This is a genomic window from Asaia platycodi JCM 25414 (assembly GCF_000614545.1).
GTDB lineage: Bacteria > Pseudomonadota > Alphaproteobacteria > Acetobacterales > Acetobacteraceae > Asaia > Asaia platycodi.
This window is the reverse complement of sequence record NZ_BAKW01000018.1, coordinates 23,229-40,299: the sequence shown is the minus strand read 5'-3', so window position 1 is coordinate 40,299 and position 17,071 is coordinate 23,229. Positions and strand designations below refer to the sequence as shown.

13 protein-coding genes and 3 pseudogenes are annotated in these 17,071 nt (G+C 61.0%); 5 read left to right on the top strand and 11 right to left on the bottom strand.

Annotation, left to right across the window (positions count from 1 at the left end; translation table 11 throughout):
• Positions 1-15: 15 nt before the first annotated feature.
• The 7 genes and pseudogenes from JCM25414_RS12630 to JCM25414_RS12600 form a co-directional block, all read right to left on the bottom strand.
• Positions 16-1,059: an AAA family ATPase gene (locus tag JCM25414_RS12630; RefSeq protein WP_035443415.1), complete on the bottom strand. Its 1,044-nt coding sequence runs from the start codon at positions 1,057-1,059 to the stop codon at positions 16-18.
• 127 nt (positions 1,060-1,186) lie between these two features.
• The gene (locus JCM25414_RS12625) at positions 1,187-1,804 is read right to left on the bottom strand and encodes a thioredoxin domain-containing protein (protein ID WP_025841874.1); all 618 of its coding nucleotides are present in this window, start codon (positions 1,802-1,804) and stop codon (positions 1,187-1,189) included.
• Positions 1,805-1,942: 138 nt separating this feature from the next.
• Positions 1,943-2,863: a hemolysin family protein gene (locus JCM25414_RS12620; protein ID WP_025841873.1), complete on the bottom strand. Its 921-nt coding sequence runs from the start codon at positions 2,861-2,863 to the stop codon at positions 1,943-1,945.
• Positions 2,860-3,336 (bottom strand): rRNA maturation RNase YbeY, encoded by a 477-nt coding sequence (ybeY, locus tag JCM25414_RS12615; protein WP_025841872.1) that lies wholly within the window; start codon positions 3,334-3,336, stop codon positions 2,860-2,862. The genes JCM25414_RS12620 and ybeY overlap by 4 nt, the downstream gene beginning before the upstream one ends.
• 34 nt (positions 3,337-3,370) lie before the next feature.
• Positions 3,371-4,458, bottom strand: a pseudogene (locus JCM25414_RS20130) (PhoH family protein).
• Between the two features lie 77 nt (positions 4,459-4,535).
• Positions 4,536-5,903: pseudogene (gene miaB, locus JCM25414_RS25295) on the bottom strand (tRNA (N6-isopentenyl adenosine(37)-C2)-methylthiotransferase MiaB).
• Positions 5,904-6,161: 258 nt separating this feature from the next.
• Positions 6,162-7,106 carry a lysophospholipid acyltransferase family protein gene (locus JCM25414_RS12600; protein ID WP_081775925.1) on the bottom strand — a complete coding sequence of 315 codons (945 nt, stop codon included), beginning with the start codon at positions 7,104-7,106 and terminating at the stop codon, positions 6,162-6,164.
• 843 nt (positions 7,107-7,949) lie between these two features.
• Between JCM25414_RS12600 and JCM25414_RS20120 the strand changes: the two are divergent.
• The 5 genes and pseudogenes from JCM25414_RS20120 to JCM25414_RS25275 form a co-directional block, all read left to right on the top strand.
• A pseudogene (locus tag JCM25414_RS20120) lies at positions 7,950-9,471 on the top strand (autotransporter assembly complex protein TamA); the annotation flags it as partial.
• On the top strand, positions 9,471-10,394 hold the full coding sequence (locus tag JCM25414_RS25290) for a translocation/assembly module TamB domain-containing protein (RefSeq protein ID WP_242403568.1): 924 nt from the start codon (positions 9,471-9,473) through the stop codon (positions 10,392-10,394). The pseudogene JCM25414_RS20120 and the gene JCM25414_RS25290, both read left to right, overlap by 1 nt.
• A gap of 220 nt (positions 10,395-10,614) precedes the next feature.
• Positions 10,615-11,121, top strand: a complete 507-nt coding sequence (locus tag JCM25414_RS25285) for a hypothetical protein (protein WP_242403567.1) — start codon at positions 10,615-10,617, stop codon at positions 11,119-11,121.
• A complete protein-coding gene (locus JCM25414_RS25280; protein WP_242403566.1) occupies positions 11,118-11,678 on the top strand; it encodes a hypothetical protein in 561 nt (186 codons plus the stop codon). Before JCM25414_RS25285 ends, JCM25414_RS25280 begins: the two co-directional genes overlap by 4 nt.
• Positions 11,675-13,690, top strand: coding sequence for a translocation/assembly module TamB domain-containing protein (locus tag JCM25414_RS25275; protein ID WP_242403565.1), 2,016 nt, complete (start codon positions 11,675-11,677; stop codon positions 13,688-13,690). Before JCM25414_RS25280 ends, JCM25414_RS25275 begins: the two co-directional genes overlap by 4 nt.
• A 60-nt stretch (positions 13,691-13,750) precedes the next feature.
• Here the strand turns inward: JCM25414_RS25275 and JCM25414_RS20110 are convergent, their stop codons facing one another.
• The 4 genes from JCM25414_RS20110 to JCM25414_RS20105 are packed head-to-tail and all read right to left on the bottom strand — an operon-like array spanning position 13,751 to position 16,933.
• Positions 13,751-14,347 carry a nucleoside/nucleotide kinase family protein gene (locus JCM25414_RS20110; RefSeq protein WP_035443413.1) on the bottom strand — a complete coding sequence of 199 codons (597 nt, stop codon included), beginning with the start codon at positions 14,345-14,347 and terminating at the stop codon, positions 13,751-13,753.
• A gap of 28 nt (positions 14,348-14,375) precedes the next feature.
• Complete coding sequence (locus tag JCM25414_RS12575) at positions 14,376-15,857, bottom strand: tetratricopeptide repeat protein (RefSeq protein ID WP_025841869.1); 1,482 nt, start codon at positions 15,855-15,857, stop codon at positions 14,376-14,378.
• 3 nt (positions 15,858-15,860) lie between these two features.
• Positions 15,861-16,223 carry a response regulator gene (locus JCM25414_RS12570; RefSeq protein ID WP_025841868.1) on the bottom strand — a complete coding sequence of 121 codons (363 nt, stop codon included), beginning with the start codon at positions 16,221-16,223 and terminating at the stop codon, positions 15,861-15,863.
• Between the two features lie 20 nt (positions 16,224-16,243).
• Positions 16,244-16,933 carry an SDR family oxidoreductase gene (locus tag JCM25414_RS20105; RefSeq protein ID WP_242403564.1) on the bottom strand — a complete coding sequence of 230 codons (690 nt, stop codon included), beginning with the start codon at positions 16,931-16,933 and terminating at the stop codon, positions 16,244-16,246.
• Positions 16,934-17,071: the final 138 nt, after the last annotated feature.

Here is a 17,071-nt window from a genome sequence, read left to right as displayed (position 1 = left end):
GGGCGGCCATGGCCTCTATGAGGCTCGCGTGCCTCGCCTGAGCCTCTGCAAGACGCGACTGGGCGATCGACCGGTCAGCCTGAAGCTGCGCCTGACGCTGCGCGCCTGTTCTGCAGTATTGAGCGCCTGTGCCAGCGCCTCGCGTGTGGTCTCGGCGGCGACGCGGAGGTTGTCGCGCGTTTCACGCAGGGTTTCGACCTGGTCCCGCAGCTCGAGAATACGCGCCTTCTGCCCGAGGCCTTCCTGCTCTGCTGTCTGTGCCGAGGCAGCAGAGTCGTCGCGCTCCCTCTCCGCCGCCTGCAACAGGGAGGTGGTACGCTCGACCAGAAGCTCGGCGCGCGTGTAAAGCAGCCAGGACAAAGCCTGCTCGTCGTCACGTATCGACTCGGATAGACTGCGATAGGCGCGCGCCTGCGTCGATTGTGCTTCGAGCTGCTCAAGGCGTATCTCGATCTGCTGACGCAGATCTTCCGACCGCTCCATATTGCCTTCGGCCTGGCGTAGCTTGAGTTCCGCATCATGGCGTCTGGCATGCAGCCCTGTAATGCCGGCGGCTTCTTCAAGAAGCGAGCGGCGCTCTTCGGGCTTGGCGCTGATCAATGCGCTGACACGGTTCTGGCTGACGATGGACGAGCTGCGCGCGCCTGACGACAGATCGGCGAACAATGTCGTGATATCGCGCGCGCGCAGGGCGCGACCATTCAGGCGAAAATCACTGCCCGAGCCGCGCTCGGCGCGACGGCAGATTTCTAGTGCGTCTGAGTCTGCAAAAGGGGCAGGGGCGAGGCCGGCTGCCTCTTCGAGCCAGAGCGTCACCTCTGCGAGGGAGCGGGCCGAGCGGGCACTCGTGCCGGCGAATATCAGATCGTCCAGTTCGCCGCCGCGCAGGGCGCGAGCCGAACTTTCGCCCATGGCCCAGCGCAGGGCCTCTACGACATTGGACTTGCCGCATCCATTGGGGCCTACGATTCCTGTCAGCCCGGGAAGGATATCGATCGTGGCAGGATCGGCGAAACTCTTGAAACCCGCTATCCGCAGGCGCGTGATCTTGGCTGACATACGCGAAAAGCGGGGTCCTCTTCTGGGCCTCTTTTCGATCGACTGGAATATGCCGAAAAAAGGCGCGATGCGGGAACGAACGGGGCGTTTAGGCCCCATCCGTTCGCGCATTTAACCGAATGCGGTGTCAGCCGCCAGCCTTCCTGACTTCAGCTTCGAAAGCCTCAAAGGTCAGGAGTTCCTGATTATAGGGCTTGTCGTTGAACATGAAGAAAGGCGTGCCGCCGATATTGTATTTGGCCTGATCGGCATCCTGCTGGGCAACAAGCGCCTGGCGGAGCGCATCGTCGCCATCGATCTTCCTGAACTGATCGGCGGAGATGCCAGCCAGGGCAGCCATTTGCTGGATCTGCTTTTTCGGGTCGATGTCACGGGCGAAAGCCCAGCGATCCTGTGTCGACAGCATCGAGTTGACGAAGGGCACGTAGCGTTCGACCGGGAGCGAACGCGCCACCATGGCGCCTAGGAGGGCGATCTGGTCGAGCGGGAAATCGTGATAGACGTAAAATACCTTGCCCGTATCGATGAGCTTGGCTTTGACCTCCTGAAACACCGTCATTTCAAAATGCGCGCAATGGGTGCAGGTCAGCGAGAACCACTCATTGACCGTGACCGGCGCCTTGGGATTGCCAAGCGTGCGCGGTGTCAGGCGGGTGTCATGGCTGGGGGCGTCTTCGGCGCGGGCTTTCGACATGAGGGCGAGGGCAGGGATCGCTGCCAGGAAACTGCGCCTGTAGACGGACATGGAAAACACTCCCGTTGGATGATGTCAAAGTTTTGAAGACCGGAAGGGGCGCCCGCGTCAAGTGCTGGTGCCCGACAGAGAACAGGCGCCAGCACTTGTTTCGACGTGGCGGCAGGCTGCATGACAGCCCGATCGCGATCAGCGGGTTTCGGTTTCCCGATCGGCTTGGCCGTTATCGCTGCGCACCCAGTCTGAGGGCACGCGCATACGCAAGGCGCGTATGTGGCGGGCATCGGCATCCGTCACGCGAAAGACGAGACCGCTTTCATGGGTGAAAACCTCGCCCCGTATCGGGACGTGCCCTGCCAGACGGAAGACGAGACCGCCCACCGTCTCGATCTCGGCCTCACGCTCTGCTTCGGTCAGCACCGGCCCCATGAAGCCCTCAAGCTCGTCGACAGGCAGGCGAGCATCGAGATCGAAAGACCCGTCTGCCCGTTCCGAAATCATCGCTGATACCGGTTCGTCATGCTCGTCTGAAATATCCCCGACGATGGTTTCGACCAGATCTTCGATGGTCACCAGACCGTCCACGCCACCATATTCATCGATAACCAGAGCCAGATGGGTCCGGCGCTGGCGCATTTGGAGGAGCAGGTCCAGAACCGGGATCTGGGGAGCCACCATCAAAGGCTGCCTCAGAAGTGGTTCGATATCGAAGGCTTCCGATGTGCCAAGATAGGCAATCAGATCCTTGACGTGAATCATGCCGATGACGTTGTCGAGATGTTCGCGATAGACGGGCACGCGCGAGTGATTTTCACGACGCATGAAATCGAGCGCTTCGTCCAGCGTGATATCGGCTGACATCGAGACGATATCGGCACGTGGCACCATGACGTCATCGGCCGTCTTTTCGCGCAGATGCAGCACATTGGTAATGAGCGCGCGTTCCTGACGGTCAAGTTCAGGGCGTGTTCCGGCTTCGGGATGCGGAGTTGCCGCTTCTTCCACCAGGGCGGCGATGGAAAGCCTCAGCCCCTGTTCGCGCCCTTTGCGGTTGAAGATGCCAAACAGTCCTTTGTTGGGCCGCTGGCGATGCTCGTCGCTTTCGCTCATGCGCCGCGCCCTCCACCCAGCCGCCAGGGATTCGGGACCCCCAGACGTGCAAGAATGCGGGACTCGGTCATCTCCATCAGGCGCGCCTCGTCCGGGCGATGATGGTCGTGACCAGCCAGATGCAGAAGCCCGTGAATGACCAGATGCGCGAAATGATGCGGAAATTTCTTGCCGCTTGCCCGCGCCTCGCGCCGTACCGTTTCATAGGCCAGGGCGATATCGCCATCGCCGAAACCATCGTTTTCCTCGAAGGTGAGAACATTGGTCGGCTTGTTCTTGTCACGGAACGTGGCGTTGAGCGCCTTGACGGCGTGATCGCTCGCCAGAAGGAAAGCGGGGACGCGATCACGATCCAGCCAGGGCCAGCTGGCCTCTAGGCAGCGTGCGACCAGCGCTTCCAGATTGGGCACGCTGGCACGCCAGCGGCGATCGGCCACGATCAGGTCCAGACGTGAGCGAAGGGCCGCCCTCATGATAGAGGATGGCTCTTCGGCGGATGGGGTAAGACTACTTCGAGGTTCCATTGTATTCCCGGCGCGACCTGCCTCGGGAATAATCCCGTGCCGCAGCCACTCGTTGATCATAAGCGTCCACGATGCGGCCCACGAGGGGGTGGCGCACGACATCGGCAGACTCAAAACGCGTAATACCAATTCCCGGCAGGCCTTCAAGGGTCTCGACGCTTCACGCAGACCCGATGCGACGCCCGAAGGCAGATCGATCTGGCTGAGATCGCCCGTGATGACCATGCGCGCGCCTTGCCCCATGCGGGTCAGGAACATCTTCATCTGGGCAGGGGTCGTGTTCTGGGCTTCGTCAAGAATGACGAAGGCGTGGGCCAGAGTGCGCCCGCGCATGAAGGCGAGAGGCGCTACCTCGATTTCGCCATTGGCCATGCGCCGTGCGACCTGATCGCCCGGCAGCATGTCATTGAGCGCATCGTAGAGCGGGCGCAGATAGGGGTCGATCTTTTCACGCAGATCGCCCGGCAGAAAGCCGAGCCGCTCACCGGCTTCGACGGCAGGACGCGAGAGAATGATACGATCCACCTGGCCCGCCTGAAGCATGGCGACACCCTGAGCGACGGCAAGATAGGTCTTGCCAGTGCCAGCCGGGCCTATGCCAAAGGTCAGTTCGGTCCTGGCCAGCATTTCCATATAGGCTGCCTGGCCGCGCGAGCGGGGGGCGATTGCGCCGCGCTTGGTGCGTATGGCAGGCAGATCCTGAAAGGGTGCCGGATTTTCAGAATCGCGACGGGGCGGTTCGGCAGGGCGTACCTGCGAGACGCGGGGCTCGGCCTGTCGCGACGGACGAGGCAAGGCGGAGAGGCGAATCACACTATCCACTACGGGCCCGTCGATCTTCCCGCCATGTTCGAGCTGATTGTAAAGTGCCGTGATGGCCGCCTGGGCGCGTGCAACCGACGCGGCTTCACCTGTGATAGCAATCTTGTTGCCACGGCAGGTCAGACGCACATCGAAGCCCTGTTCGAGGCGGATCAGATGACGGTCATGATCGCCCAGCAATTGCTGGAGCAGGATATTATCGCCAAAGCGCAGCGCAGAGGTGCGATGGCCTTGTTCCTGAGGGGGGATATCAGGCGGAAGCTGCCGCCTGGAATTACGGTCATTGGTCCCGTGTCCGGGATGCGACTGGGGTGCCGTGGGGTGGCTCAAGCGCAGACTCTCTCCCGTAAGAGTGTACCAGCCAGCGAATTGGTAAGACGCTGGGTTATCACAACCGGCACGGTCTGCCCGATAAGATCATCGGGGCCGTCGACATGCACCGGTTGCAGATAGGGTGAACGCCCGGAGATCTGCCCGGGTTTGCGACCGCGCCCGGTAAACAGCACAGGCAGGGTGCGGCCGACCATATCGGCGTTGAACGCATCCTGCTGCTCGCGAAGAAGCGCCTGCAAACGCTGAAGCCGTGCATCCTTGACCGCTTCGTCGATCTGGAAAGGCTGACCGGCGGCGGGCGTTCCGGGGCGCGGGGAATATTTGAACGAGAAAGCCTGTGCGAAACCGATATCGCGCACCAGCTGCATCGTTGCTTCAAAATCCTCATCTGTCTCGCCGGGATGGCCGACGATGAAATCGGAAGACAGTGCCAGATCAGGGCAGGCCTCGCGCATGCGTACGATGAGAGCCCGATACTCGTCAGCTGTATGGCCGCGATTCATGCTTTTAGGATGCGATCCGAGCCTGACTGGACGGGCAGATGCAGGAAGGGCATCAGGGCCGGGTTGTCGCGGTGGGCGTCGATCAGCGTCTGATCCATGTCGCGCGGATGCGACGTCATGTAGCGGATGCGCTCAAGCCCAGGCAGCGCTGCCAGAGCTGCTGCCAGCCTTGGCAGATCGGCGGTTCCGTCCTGACCGTCATCGCATGATAGGCATTGACGTTCTGCCCCAGCAGCGTGATCTCGCGCACGCCGCTTTCGACCATGCGTCGCGCCTCGGCAAGAACCGACGGCAACGAACGGCTGGTTTCAGCGCCGCGTGTATAGGGCACAACGCAGAAGGAGCAGAATTTGTCGCAGCCTTCCTGAATGGTGAGGAAAGCTGTCAGATTGCCCTCGACCTGCGGTGCAGCGTCCTGCGGAAGGAAGTCGAACTTCATCTCGACTGGAAAATCAGTGTCGATCACGGCCCCACCGGCGCGCGCGGCGCGGGCGACCATCTCGGGAAGGCGATGATAGGTCTGCGGGCCAAGAACGATGTCGACATAGGGAGCGCGGGCGAGGATTTCCTCCCCCTCGGCCTGGGCAACGCATCCGGCTACGGCGATGATCGACCGGCTCAGCCCCGAGGCCTCGCGCTCCTGGCTGATCTTGCGCAGACGACCAAGCTCGGAGAAGACTTTCTCGGCGGCGCGCTCGCGGATATGGCAGGTATTGAGAATGACCATCTCGGCCTGTTCGGGCGTCGTCACGGCACGATAGCGAGGGGGGCCAGAACATCGGTCATGCGCGCGCTGTCATAGACGTTCATCTGACAGCCCCAGGTGATGACATGCAGGCCACGTGTATTGGCATTCATGTCGTTCTGAACGGGAAGTCTGCTGTCGGTGGAAGCCTCGACGGTCACGTGTCCTTACCTTTTGCCAAATGGCGCTGCTCTGCGGGGCGTGGGAGCGGAGAAAAATCCTGATGTCCAGGGATGTTTTCTCTGGTTTGTTCCTTATGCCCTTTTATGGATGGTCTGACTGCCATTCTAGCGGAAAGACGCGGTAAATGCATGGGTAATATTTGGGCGACTTTGAAGCTTCCGCTTCGACGCCCGGTGCGGTCATATCGTTCAGAGCTGGACCGCTTCGGGATGGTCAGGGTTGTGATGAAGCTTCGCCACACCCAGCGCCACGATTTCCTGCACGGCAGAGGAAAGCTCCTTGCGGCTCGGAAAATCGGCAGGATCGACTGGCGGGTGCAGAATCACCGTTGCCCCCAGCGAGCGCCACTGCGTGACCGACCAGATATGAGGCGCGAGTTCCATATCGCCATACCAGGCCAGCGCCGTGCGTCTTGCGCGCCCGATGGGCAGCCCGTCGAGGCGATCATACACGATCGAGACGGGCTGGATCAGTACGGATGGCGGCGTCGGCAAGGAGGTGTCGACACGGCTTGGTTTTGCGATGGCAAAGAAAGACGACATGAAGGGCAACACATGCGTGCCATCCGTCGAGGTGCCTTCGGGGAAGAGGATGAGATTATCGCCATTATTGAGGCGATCGGTCATGGCCTGAAGCTCGCGCCCGGTATTGTTGCGCTGGCGGCTTACGAAAATCGTCCTGCCGAGACGGGCGAGGGTGCCGATGACGGGCCAGTCGGCGATCTGCTGTTTCGCAACGAAAACGGTCGGCAGAATGCCGCCTGCAACGGCAATGTCGAGCCAGGAGGAATGATTCGCGACGAAAATGATCGGCCGCTCGCCGTTCTTTACAGCGAGGCTGTCACGTATCGTTCCGGCGGCTTCACCAATGACGCGAACGCGAAGGCCGAGAATGCGGCAGATCATTGCCCAGTAGAAACGGGCAAAAACGATTTTGGCCGCGCTCTGGCGACGAAGGAGTGCGCGTTGTGGCAAGCTGGCGACGAGGGTCCAAAGGCAGGACAGGCCCATGCGCCTGATCGCGCGCAGCCGACAAACAAGGCTGTTCCCCAGAGCGGGCTCAAGCGGGGCGGTCCTGGGTTCGGGGCCGGAAGCGTCACTCGCGGGACGGCGGCGCGTAATCGCGTCAGTCATTGACCCGTATCTAGCGCGAAATCGCCGTCCCGGACAACCGCGTTACCGCGATGATTTGATTAAGAGTGTGCGAAACCCTCGTGCTCTGCGTCCGGAGAGGGAAAAGAACCCGTAGCCGCCTTTTCTTGACGGTGTAGCCATGACATGATCTGGACACGCTTTTCAGCCATACCTTGCAAGGACCGACCAAACAGCAGGAGTGCCTTTGCTGTCGTTTTGCCGCGTTTCGCCTTATCGTCTCTCTCGCAGCTGTCGGAGAAACCCGCGTTTGAAAGCGGCTCTCATGACCCGTGCCGTGGTCGCCCTGTGCCTTGCCGGTGTCACGCCCGTGCTTTCACCAGCTTTCGCGGCTGGCAAGCCCGATGGCAAGGCGGCACATAAAACCACCGAGCGCGACGAGGCCTATCAGGTCGAGATCCTGCCCTCTTCCGATCCCGATCTCGATCCGATGGTTCAGGCGTCGTCTACGCTCGTATCGTTGCAGAAAACCAGGGCGGTCGATCCCTATGCACTCGCCGGGCGCATCAGGGGGGATTATGACCGTGTGCAGACCGCGCTCGAAAGCCGGGGTTTCTATGCAGGCAAGGTGGTCATCACTGTGCGTCTGCCTGATGGTGGCGAGATAGACGGGCGCAATCCGGCGCTGCCGGATCGTCTTGCGGCCATGGGTGGGGCGGCTTCGGGCGGCAAAAAGCTGCGGATCACCATCAAGACCATAACCGGGCCTCAGTTTCATATTGGCAAGGTCACCCTTGTTGCCGGGACTTTGAATGGCGAACCGCCTCCGAAAGCGCCGAGCACGCGAGTAAAGGAAGCATCCGGGGGCGGAGCACGAGGCAAAGCGGTGTCAGGTTCGAAAGACACTCATGCGTCATTGCAGAATCGCCAATGCAGCACCCGGTGGTGCTGGATGAAACAGCGCGCAAGGCGTTCGGACTGGAAACGGGTCAGAAAGCCGTGGCTTCCGATGTGCTCGCTGCGCAATCCGGGCTCCTGCACGCGCTGCTTGAGGAGGGCCACGCCCAGGCTAATGTCTCGACACCTGTCGCCTATCTTCGCCCCGCAACGCACACGCTCGATCTTGAATTCGCCGTTGGCGTCGGTCCAGTTGTCGATATAGGACCGATAGGATTCACGGGGTTGGAGCGGACGCGCGAGAAATTTCTCCGTCGCCGTCTGCTGATCCATGAAGGTCAGCTCTATCAGCCGAGCAAGATCGAGGCAGCGCGTCAGGATCTCGCCGGGGTGGGGATCTTTTCCTCGGTCGGTGTGCATGACGCGCCGCCCCTCGTGGCTCTGGCACGTGGTCAGGGCACGCCCAATGTGACGCAGGCCATGCCGCTTCGCTTTACGCTCGATGAAGGCAAGCGTCATACCGTGTCGGGGCAGGTCGGCTATTCAACCGATCTCGGCGGCCGTGTGGGCGCAAGCTGGACGCATCGCAATCTGCTCGGCGCGGCCGAACAGCTCAAATTGACCGCGCTTGTCACCGGGGTTGGGGGCTCAGCGCAGCAAGGGCTTGGCTACGATGTCTATGCAGATTTCCTCAAGCCTGATTTTCTTCGGCGCGACCAGAATCTGAGTCTGCGCGTCGAGGGGATCAGGCAGTTGCTTTATTCGTACCACCAGACGGCCATTCTGCTGCGCGGCGGGCTTATAAGGCGGCTCAACAAGCGATGGAGTATCAATGGCAGCCTCGTGGCAGAGCAGGAGAACATCAAGCAGTTCGGCGTTTCGACCAATTATCTGATCGTCCAGCTTCCACTCGGCGCAGTCTATGACAGCACTGAGCTGTCGAACCCGATCGATCCGGCAACCCACGGCATGCGTGCTACGGTTAATATCACCCCGTCTGAGTCCCTCGAAAACGGCAGCGCGTTTTTCACGATCATGAGCGCCAGTGCTTCGACCTATTTCGACCTGCACCGAATCGGAATGAGCGCGCCAGGGCGTTCCGTCATCGCCGTGCGCGGGCTCGTGGGCTCAGTGCAGGGTGCCTCGACCTATCAGATACCGCCCGATCAGCGACTTTACGCTGGTGGCCCCGCCACGGTTCGCGGCTTTCGTTATCAGGGTGTCGGGCCGCAAAACGGCAAATATGGCATTGGCGGCACGTCGCTGGACGCCGGATCTGTCGAATTCCGCCAGCGCATCCTCAAGAGCTTCGGTGCGGCGGCGTTTGTCGATGCCGGTCAGGTGGGCGTTGGCAGTCGTCCGTTTCAGGGCAAGCTGCGCGTCGGTTATGGCGCGGGTGTGCGCTACTACACTCCTATCGGCGGTGCGCCTCGACGTGGCCCTGCCAGCCAACAGGCCGCCTCATGGCGATAAATGGGAGCTTTATATCGGTCTCGGGGAGACTTTCTGATGAGCGCGCGCCCCGTAATCGATCATTCCTTCCGCGAGGGCTCGCGGAATCCTGAACCCAACCTGAAACCCCGTCCGGCGCGCTGGAAGCGTATCGTGCTGTGGTGTGTCGCCCTGGTTCTGGGCGTGCCGACGGCCGTCGTGACGCTGGCTCTGGTCGGGATTCTCATTTTTGCCAATATCCCTTACGGGCAGCGTTTCATCGAACGCGAGACGACAAGTCTCACGGGCGGCATGGTGCAGATTCAGGGGCTGGACGGTGCCTTTCCGTATCGTCTGCATTTGCGCCGTCTCACCGTTAACGACCATATCGGGCCCTATCTGGCCATAGACGATCTGCGCCTGAACTGGTCGCCCCTCGCGCTTGTGCACAAATCGGTCAAGGCCTCGCTGCTTCAGGCGCAGGCCCTGCGTTTCGATCGCTTGCCGGTCAGCGACCCGTCCGTTCCTACGCCGCCTTCCGCGCCCAGCACGCCATCGAGCCTGCATTTCAAAATCGCGCTGCAGAAACTCGATATTGCCCGCATCGATTTGGGAAAATCCCTCGTCGGTTTTCCGCTCAGCGTCTCGGCGCAGGGGCATCTTGTTCTGGCCGATTTGGCGCCGATCCTTGACGGGCTGACGCTGGGACATCTGCCCAAGGCAGATCTTGGTCTGACGATCAAACGCCTCGATCGCCCCGCGACGATTGTCGTTGCGCTGGCGACACCGCGCGATGCCATCGATCTGCATCTGAGCGCACAGGACGGGGCGCAGGGTCTTGTGACCCAGTTCGCCGGCATGGACACGCTCGACCCGCTCACCTTAACGCTCGATCTGTCAGGCCCGCTGCGCGCCAATCATCTTTTGCTCGACATCCAGGCGGGCGCCGTAAAGGCTCATGCCCAAGGGGCGCTCGATCTGCTTCATCATCAGGCAGTCTGAACCTGAAGGCGTCGACGCCAGCCATGTCGCCGCTTGCGGGCGTGGCCTGGAACGGGTTTTCGCTCTCCGCCGAGTTGCACGGCGATCTGTTGGCGCCTTCAGGCAGTGGAGCGCTCGACCTTGATTCCCTTGCCGCTTCCGGTGCCGGCGTGACCCATCTATCCGCCGGTTTTCGGGAGATGAGAGCAAGAGCGCCCGTGCGGATAATCTGCTGCTTACGATGCGCGCCGAGGGTGTGCGTGTACCGGGTGTGCCTAGTGCGCTTCTGGCGACGAGCCCGATAGAGGCAAGGGTCACGGCGCGGCCGAATGCCGAGGGGCAACCCGTTACGCTGACTGTCACGCATGATCTGTTCCAGCTCGGAGCCTCAGCCAGTCTCAAGCCGGAGATAAGCGGCGCGCTTGATCTTGTGTTGCCCGATCTCAAGCCGCTGGCCGCTATCGGCAAGATCGCGCTTGCAGGTCACAACGTGACCCATGCCGATTTCACCTATCGGCCCAAAGGAGAGTCGCGGGTCAAGCTGCTCGATCGCCTCTCGATTACTGGCGGCCTGAAGCAGACCGTATCCCTCATCGGTGACGATGCCAGGATTGCGCTAGATGCCACGGCGTCTCCCGAAGGCAAGGAGGGGCGCGTTGTGCGGATCGGCGATCTGACCATCGACGGGCGGGCGCTGCATCTCCATGACGAAGCTCGATTTCTCTGGGAAAAACGCCCTCTCTGGTGAGCGATCTCGTTCTGGCGCTCCCCGATCTCAAAGCTGCGGCGCCGCAGCTTCATGGGCATCTCGCTTTGTCTGCCCATGCCGAAGGCCCATTTCAGGATCTGGCGGCGAGAACGCAGATCAAGGGTGAGATTGGTGCGAGCGAGGTCCCTGCCGGCCCCCTGACACTCGATCTGAACCTGCTACATCTGCCCACCACGCCGGAAGGCACGTTGCGCGCCGATGGCAAGCTCGATGGGCGTAAACTCGCGCTCGATGCCGCTTTTGCCCGTCATGGTGATGGCTCGGCCGAGTTTGTTCTTAACACGCTCGACTGGGCAAGCCTGACTGGAAAGGCGCATCTCGCGCTGCCGCCCTCTGCACGCGTGCCTTTGGGGACTATGGCGATTACGGCGGGAGATCTGAACGATTTCAGCGCCCTTGCGGGTCATCGCCTCGGCGGGAAGCTCGTGCTCGATGTGCACACGAGCGAGGCATCGGACACGGTGCTCCTGTCGTCAGCCTGTCGCTCAAGGGCGGTGTCAATGCGCCCGAGGCTCGTCTCGGGGCGATCGATTTGACGGGCACGGTGAATAATCCGGTCGACAAGCCGAATTTCAATCTCAAACTTGCGCTCACTGGCATCGACGCGCAGAACATCAAGGGTGCTGCGAAACTCTCGGCTCAGGGCTCGCTCGATGCGTTGTCTCTGTCACTCAGCGGCGCCTTTCAGAATGTCATGGCGGCTCCGGCGTCTATCGATACGGCGCTCCTGCTGGATCTGGGCGGAAAAACTCTCCGGCTCAATCGGTTTTCTGCATTGGTCAAGGGCGAGACCATACGCCTCGGTGGCGCAAGCAAGATCGATTTTGGCGAGGTAACAGGCGTCGATCGTCTCCAGCTCGCGATTGCACCGCAGGGTGTTTCGCCTGCCACGCTCGATCTGGCAGGGACGATCAAACCCAGGCTCAATCTTCATCTGCGGGTCGCTCAGGTGACGCCTGCGCTCGCGCGTCCTTTCGTTTCCGGTTTCGACGCGATTGGGGTTCTCTCCGCTCAGGCCGATCTGACGGGAGAAATCGCTCGTCCGGGGGGATCGGTTTCAGTCAATCTGCGCGGGTTCAAGCTGAGGAGCGGGCCGGGTGAGTCGCTGCCGCCCTTCTCACTTCAGGCGAACGCGCTTTTGTCGGGGCAGACGGCCCAGTTGACCGCTCAGGCCGACGCCGGGAGCAAGATCACCTTGCACGCCAATGGCGCAGTGCCGCTTTCTGCAACCGGCAGTATCGGATTGCGCGTCAATGGCGCTCTCGATCTTTCAGTGGCTAATGCTGTCCTTGGCGCGCAAGGGATGGCGCTGAGTGGCAAGACGGCAATCGATCTTGCTCTTAATGGCGTGCCCACCGCGCCCAAGGCGACCGGGCGCGTCACGCTCGAGGCGATCAATTTCGCCCATTACGGTCAAGGGGTGAGGCTGACAGATATCAACGGCATCATTCTGGCCAGTGATGACAGCCTGACCTTGCAGAATGTCCTGGCCCATGCCGGCAAGGGAACGATCGCGGTAAGTGGATCGGTCGGATTTCTGCGTCCCGGCCTGCCGCTCGATATCAGGATCGTCGCACGTAAGGCGCAGCCGATCACGAGCGATCTGCTGACCGCCGTGATCGACACGGATCTGCGCGCGCATGGGCAGCTTTCCAGTCGCCTTGATGTCGATGGCACAATTCGTTTGCCTTCGGTCGTGGTGAATATTCCAAGTTCGATGCCGGCTTCGGTACCGCAACTGACGGTCATCAGACCGGGCGAAAAGCGCGAAGCCAGTGCGAGTTCGCTCGTGATAGGGCTCGATATCGGTGTGGTCTCGCCAGGCGAGTTCTTCGTGCGGGGTCATGGGCTCGATGCCGAGATGTCGGGCAAGCTGCATATCGGTGGACTCAGCACGGCGCCCGATATTTCAGGGGGCTTCGATCTCAAGCGCGGCTTCTTCAACCTTGCCGGGGTCAATCTGAATTTCACCAAGGGGCGCGTCGCTTTCGATGGTTCTGGCGTCGATCACAAACTCGATCCGTCGCTAGATTTCCGAGCCGATCGCAATGTGCAGGGTACGCTCGCGAGCCTCGTTGTCGGGGGCTATGCCAGCGCGCCGAAGATCGATTTCACGTCGCAGCCCTCGCTGCCGCGCGATCAGGTCCTGTCCATGCTGCTATTCGGCAGTTCGACTGCCTCGCTCTCACCGACACAGCTTGCCAGCCTCGCCGCCGCGGTCGCCCAGATTACGGGTGGGTCGAGTTTCGACCCGCTCAACAAGGTACGCGGCCTTCTCGGCCTCGACCGTCTCGCGGTTGGTGGCGGAAGCGGCGTCAATAATGGGGGCGCCAGTCTCGAAGCCGGCAAATACGTGATGAAAGGCGTATATGTGGGCGCCAAACAGGCGACAGGCGGCTCGGGCACGCAGGCCCAGGTGCAGGTCGATCTGACCAGGCGCCTGAAGCTCAACACGACCGTCGGTACGGGAGGGCAGGTGACCGGCTTCACCACGCCGGAGAACGACCCGGGGTCGAGCGTCGGTCTGAGTTACGGCTTCGATTACTGAAGAAGAAAGGAAAAGGGGGCACAAGGCCCCCTTTTTTGTCAGCTTTCGATGGTCGAAGAGTCAGGCTGCGTCGATGTCGGGCACATATTGCCAGTCTGCCTTGTCTCGTGTCTGCAGGATAATTCGTGCGTTGGGGGCGTCGGTCACGGCAATCCAGTGGCGCGCTTCTTCGGGTGTGCGGCCAAAATGCACGTGGCGTGCCTCGAGCCACTGGTTGCGCAGCACCTCATCGGTGGCCACAAACCAGCTTTCATCCAGATAATTGCGTACGCCCGACCAGGCGCCGTCGCAAAGAAGATAATTTCCCTCGACAATCACCAGTTTGCGGTCGGGCAGCACCGGTATGGCCCCGGCGATAGGTTCTTCGATCTCACGGGCAAAGAGCGGTGCATAGACGATTTCAGATCCCTGATGCCGGATACGGTGGAGCAGCGACGTGAAGCCGTCTGCGTCAAACGTATCAGGGGCGCCCTTGCGCCCGGCACGGTCGAGACGTGTGAGCTCGCGATTGGCGAGATGAAAGCCGTCCATCGGTACGACGATGGCTTGCTCGGCATACTCAGCGGCAAGCCGCGCTGCGAGCGTCGATTTGCCGCCACCCGGCGCACCGACGAGACCGAGAATGATCCGCTCCGGGCGGGAGAGAAGCGCATCCAGCCGCTGTCTTGCGGCTGATAGCTGGACGTCATGATTTCTTTCGCTCCGCTTCGTCGTTGAGGAGGCTACGCACGGAAGAGACGACGTCGCTCCAGTCCCATGCGTGTGTTTGGCGCAGAATGCGCAGTGAAGGATACCAGGGACTGTCTTCCCGGTTCGTCATCCAGCGCCAGCAGGGGTTGATCCTGTCCATCAGCAGAACAGGCTTGTTCATGGCGCCTGCAAGATGCACCACCGATGTATCGACGGAGACGACAATATCCAGATTGTCGATCAGGGCCGCCGTATCATCCATGGTCTGGCACTCGGGCATCAGATCGATGATCGGGGTCGCCCCTCCCTCAAGCTGGGTTGCGGCGGCGCCTTTTTGCAGACTGTAAAAACGTGTGTCCGGCAGATCGAACAGCGGGCGGAGTGTTTCGAGTGCCATCGACCGGCGCTGGTCGAGCATGAACGGTTCGGTCTGGTCGCGCCTCGGCGCACCCGACCAGACCAGACCCACGCGCAGGTAACGGTCATCCCGCAGTCGGGTCGCGAAACGGGCCGACTTTGCCGGGTCGGCCTTGATATAAGGCGGGCTGACACCAAACGGGTCGGGCGAGGCGGCGAAGGCCCTCGGCAGGCTGATGAACGGGCAGTGATAATCGTAATGAGGCGTCGTGCCGCCGAACTGCACGCTGTCAACGCCCTGAACGCGGGCGCAGAGATCGGCCATGATATCGGCGCCCCAGACACGAATGATGGCTCCTTTTTGAGACAACAAGGGAAGGTAGCGGAGATACATGAAGGTATCGCCATATCCCTCTTCCTGCGTCACCAGAACATGTTTGCCGCGCAGGTCGAGCCTGTCCGTGATGTTCGGCAGAAGCCTGTCCATGGGCAGGCTGGTATGACCGGGCAGACGAAAGCGCCACTCATGCTCGGACCAACCTTGCTGAAAATAGCCGGCCTTGAGCAGGGCGATGGAATAGTTGAGGCGCATCTGCGGGTGGTCGGGCTTGATCTGTATGGCCTGACGGTAAAGATTGATGGCCTCATGAAGCTCGCCATTGGCAGCGGTGATATAGGCGATATTCGACAGAGCAGCCGGGTCTTGAGGGTCGAGTGCCTGCATCTGTCGCAGCACTTCGCGGGCATCGGTAAAGCGGCCGGCCTGGGCGAGGGTGCAGGACAGTACGCTCAGGGCGGGCAGATGACCCGGTCGCCTCTGCAACGCCTCTCTGAGGCGGGCTTCAGCCTCATCAAGACTGCCCAGTTGCATGAGAAGCGTGGCACCGAGTTCAAGCAGGCGACAATCCTGAGGCGCGGTCTCCGCGAGGCGGCTAGTCAGATCCAGAAGCTCGGAACGGCGATCGTGAGTTTCTGCAACGGGAAGGAGCGCCTCGAGAGGATGCAGCCCTATGCCGGAGATCGTAGCGAGTGTTCTCGCCATCATGAGGCAGCCCTCTGTGTCGCCAGACAGAAAGGCTTCTTGAAGAGTGGCTTGCGTCGCCTGCTGGGTTTCGCCCATGGCCTAGTTTGAAGGCGCCAGCTCGTGGACGACGGTGAGAATGGCGTCGAGCTGATAGGGTTTTGTCATGACCCTGTCTATCGGGGATAGGGCATCCAGCGTCATGCCGTGGCCGGTGGTGTAGATAATCGGCAGATCGGGGCGGATCTGCCGACTTTCCCTGCCCAGATCGGCGCCGCTTCCATCGGGAAGCGAGATATCCATGATGAGGAGATCGAGCACCATATCGCTCTGGATAAAACCCCGCGCCGTCGCACAATTCTCGGCTTCCAGAACCGACACATCGCTGTCTTCGAGAAATTCGATCAGGCATGTTCTGATCAGAAAATCATCCTCGACGACGAGGACGGTGGGCGAGGTGGACATAGGCGCGGGTCTCGGACGGTTCAGGAAGACCAGTTCTGCTCGAAATCGGCATAAAGCGTGAGGCCGCCATCGATGAACAGGGTCTGTCCCGTAATATAACTCGATTCCTCCGAAGCGAGAAAGGCCATTGCGTCGGAGATTTCGCGACACTCGCCCGGACGACGCATCGGGATGTGCTTTGCCGTCGCTTCGTATTTCTCCGGGTCCTTGGTCCAGGCATCATTGATGGGCGTCACGATGGCACCGGGTGCAACCGCGTTCACACGGATATCATACCGGGCATATTCAAGCGCCAGGGTGCGCACGATATTGCCGACTGCGCCCTTGCTGGCGGAATAGCCAAGATAATGCGGCTTCGGTATCTGCTGATGGACCGAACTGTTGACGAGTATGTTGCCCTTCTGATCGTTTGACCGCCAGTATTTGAGCGCAGCGCGCGCGCAGAGCACTACACCCGTAACGTTCACGGCCATGACCGCGTTGAAATCCTTCAGCGCGATATCTTCGGAGGGGCATTCGATCTGCATGCCTGCATTGCAGATCAGGACGTCGAGGCCACCGAAACCCTCGATCGTTTCCTTGACTACGCGATCGACATCTTCTTCGACCGACATATCACCGGCAACAATGAGATGCTCACCGCTGACGGGCTTAGGGAGACGCTCGAGAAGGGGGCGAAGTTTTTCGGCCTTGCGCGCGTTGATGGCCACCTGGGCCCTCGCGGGCGAAATGCAGGGCGGCGTCCTCGCCGATGCCCTGTGAGGCTCCGGTAATGAGAATCTTCTTGTTCGCAAACCGTTTGGTCGTGTTTTCCGTCACGCGGCGCTCTCCTTTTCCGAGGGAAACGA

What these genes read in the sequence shown, in the direction of transcription:
- JCM25414_RS12630 (WP_035443415.1), bottom strand. Translation starts at nt 1,059, where the DNA reads ATGTCAGCCAAGATCACGCGCCTGCGGATAGCGGGTTTCAAGAGTTTC.
- JCM25414_RS12625 (WP_025841874.1), bottom strand. Translation starts at nt 1,804, where the DNA reads ATGTCCGTCTACAGGCGCAGTTTCCTGGCAGCGATCCCTGCCCTCGCC.
- JCM25414_RS12620 (WP_025841873.1), bottom strand. Translation starts at nt 2,863, where the DNA reads ATGAGCGAAAGCGACGAGCATCGCCAGCGGCCCAACAAAGGACTGTTT.
- ybeY (WP_025841872.1), bottom strand. Translation starts at nt 3,336, where the DNA reads ATGAGGGCGGCCCTTCGCTCACGTCTGGACCTGATCGTGGCCGATCGC.
- JCM25414_RS12600 (WP_081775925.1), bottom strand. Translation starts at nt 7,106, where the DNA reads ATGACTGACGCGATTACGCGCCGCCGTCCCGCGAGTGACGCTTCCGGC.
- JCM25414_RS25290 (WP_242403568.1), top strand. Translation starts at nt 9,471, where the DNA reads ATGAGCGCGCGCCCCGTAATCGATCATTCCTTCCGCGAGGGCTCGCGG.
- JCM25414_RS25285 (WP_242403567.1), top strand. Translation starts at nt 10,615, where the DNA reads ATGCGCGCCGAGGGTGTGCGTGTACCGGGTGTGCCTAGTGCGCTTCTG.
- JCM25414_RS12575 (WP_025841869.1), bottom strand. Translation starts at nt 15,857, where the DNA reads ATGGGCGAAACCCAGCAGGCGACGCAAGCCACTCTTCAAGAAGCCTTT.
- JCM25414_RS12570 (WP_025841868.1), bottom strand. Translation starts at nt 16,223, where the DNA reads ATGTCCACCTCGCCCACCGTCCTCGTCGTCGAGGATGATTTTCTGATC.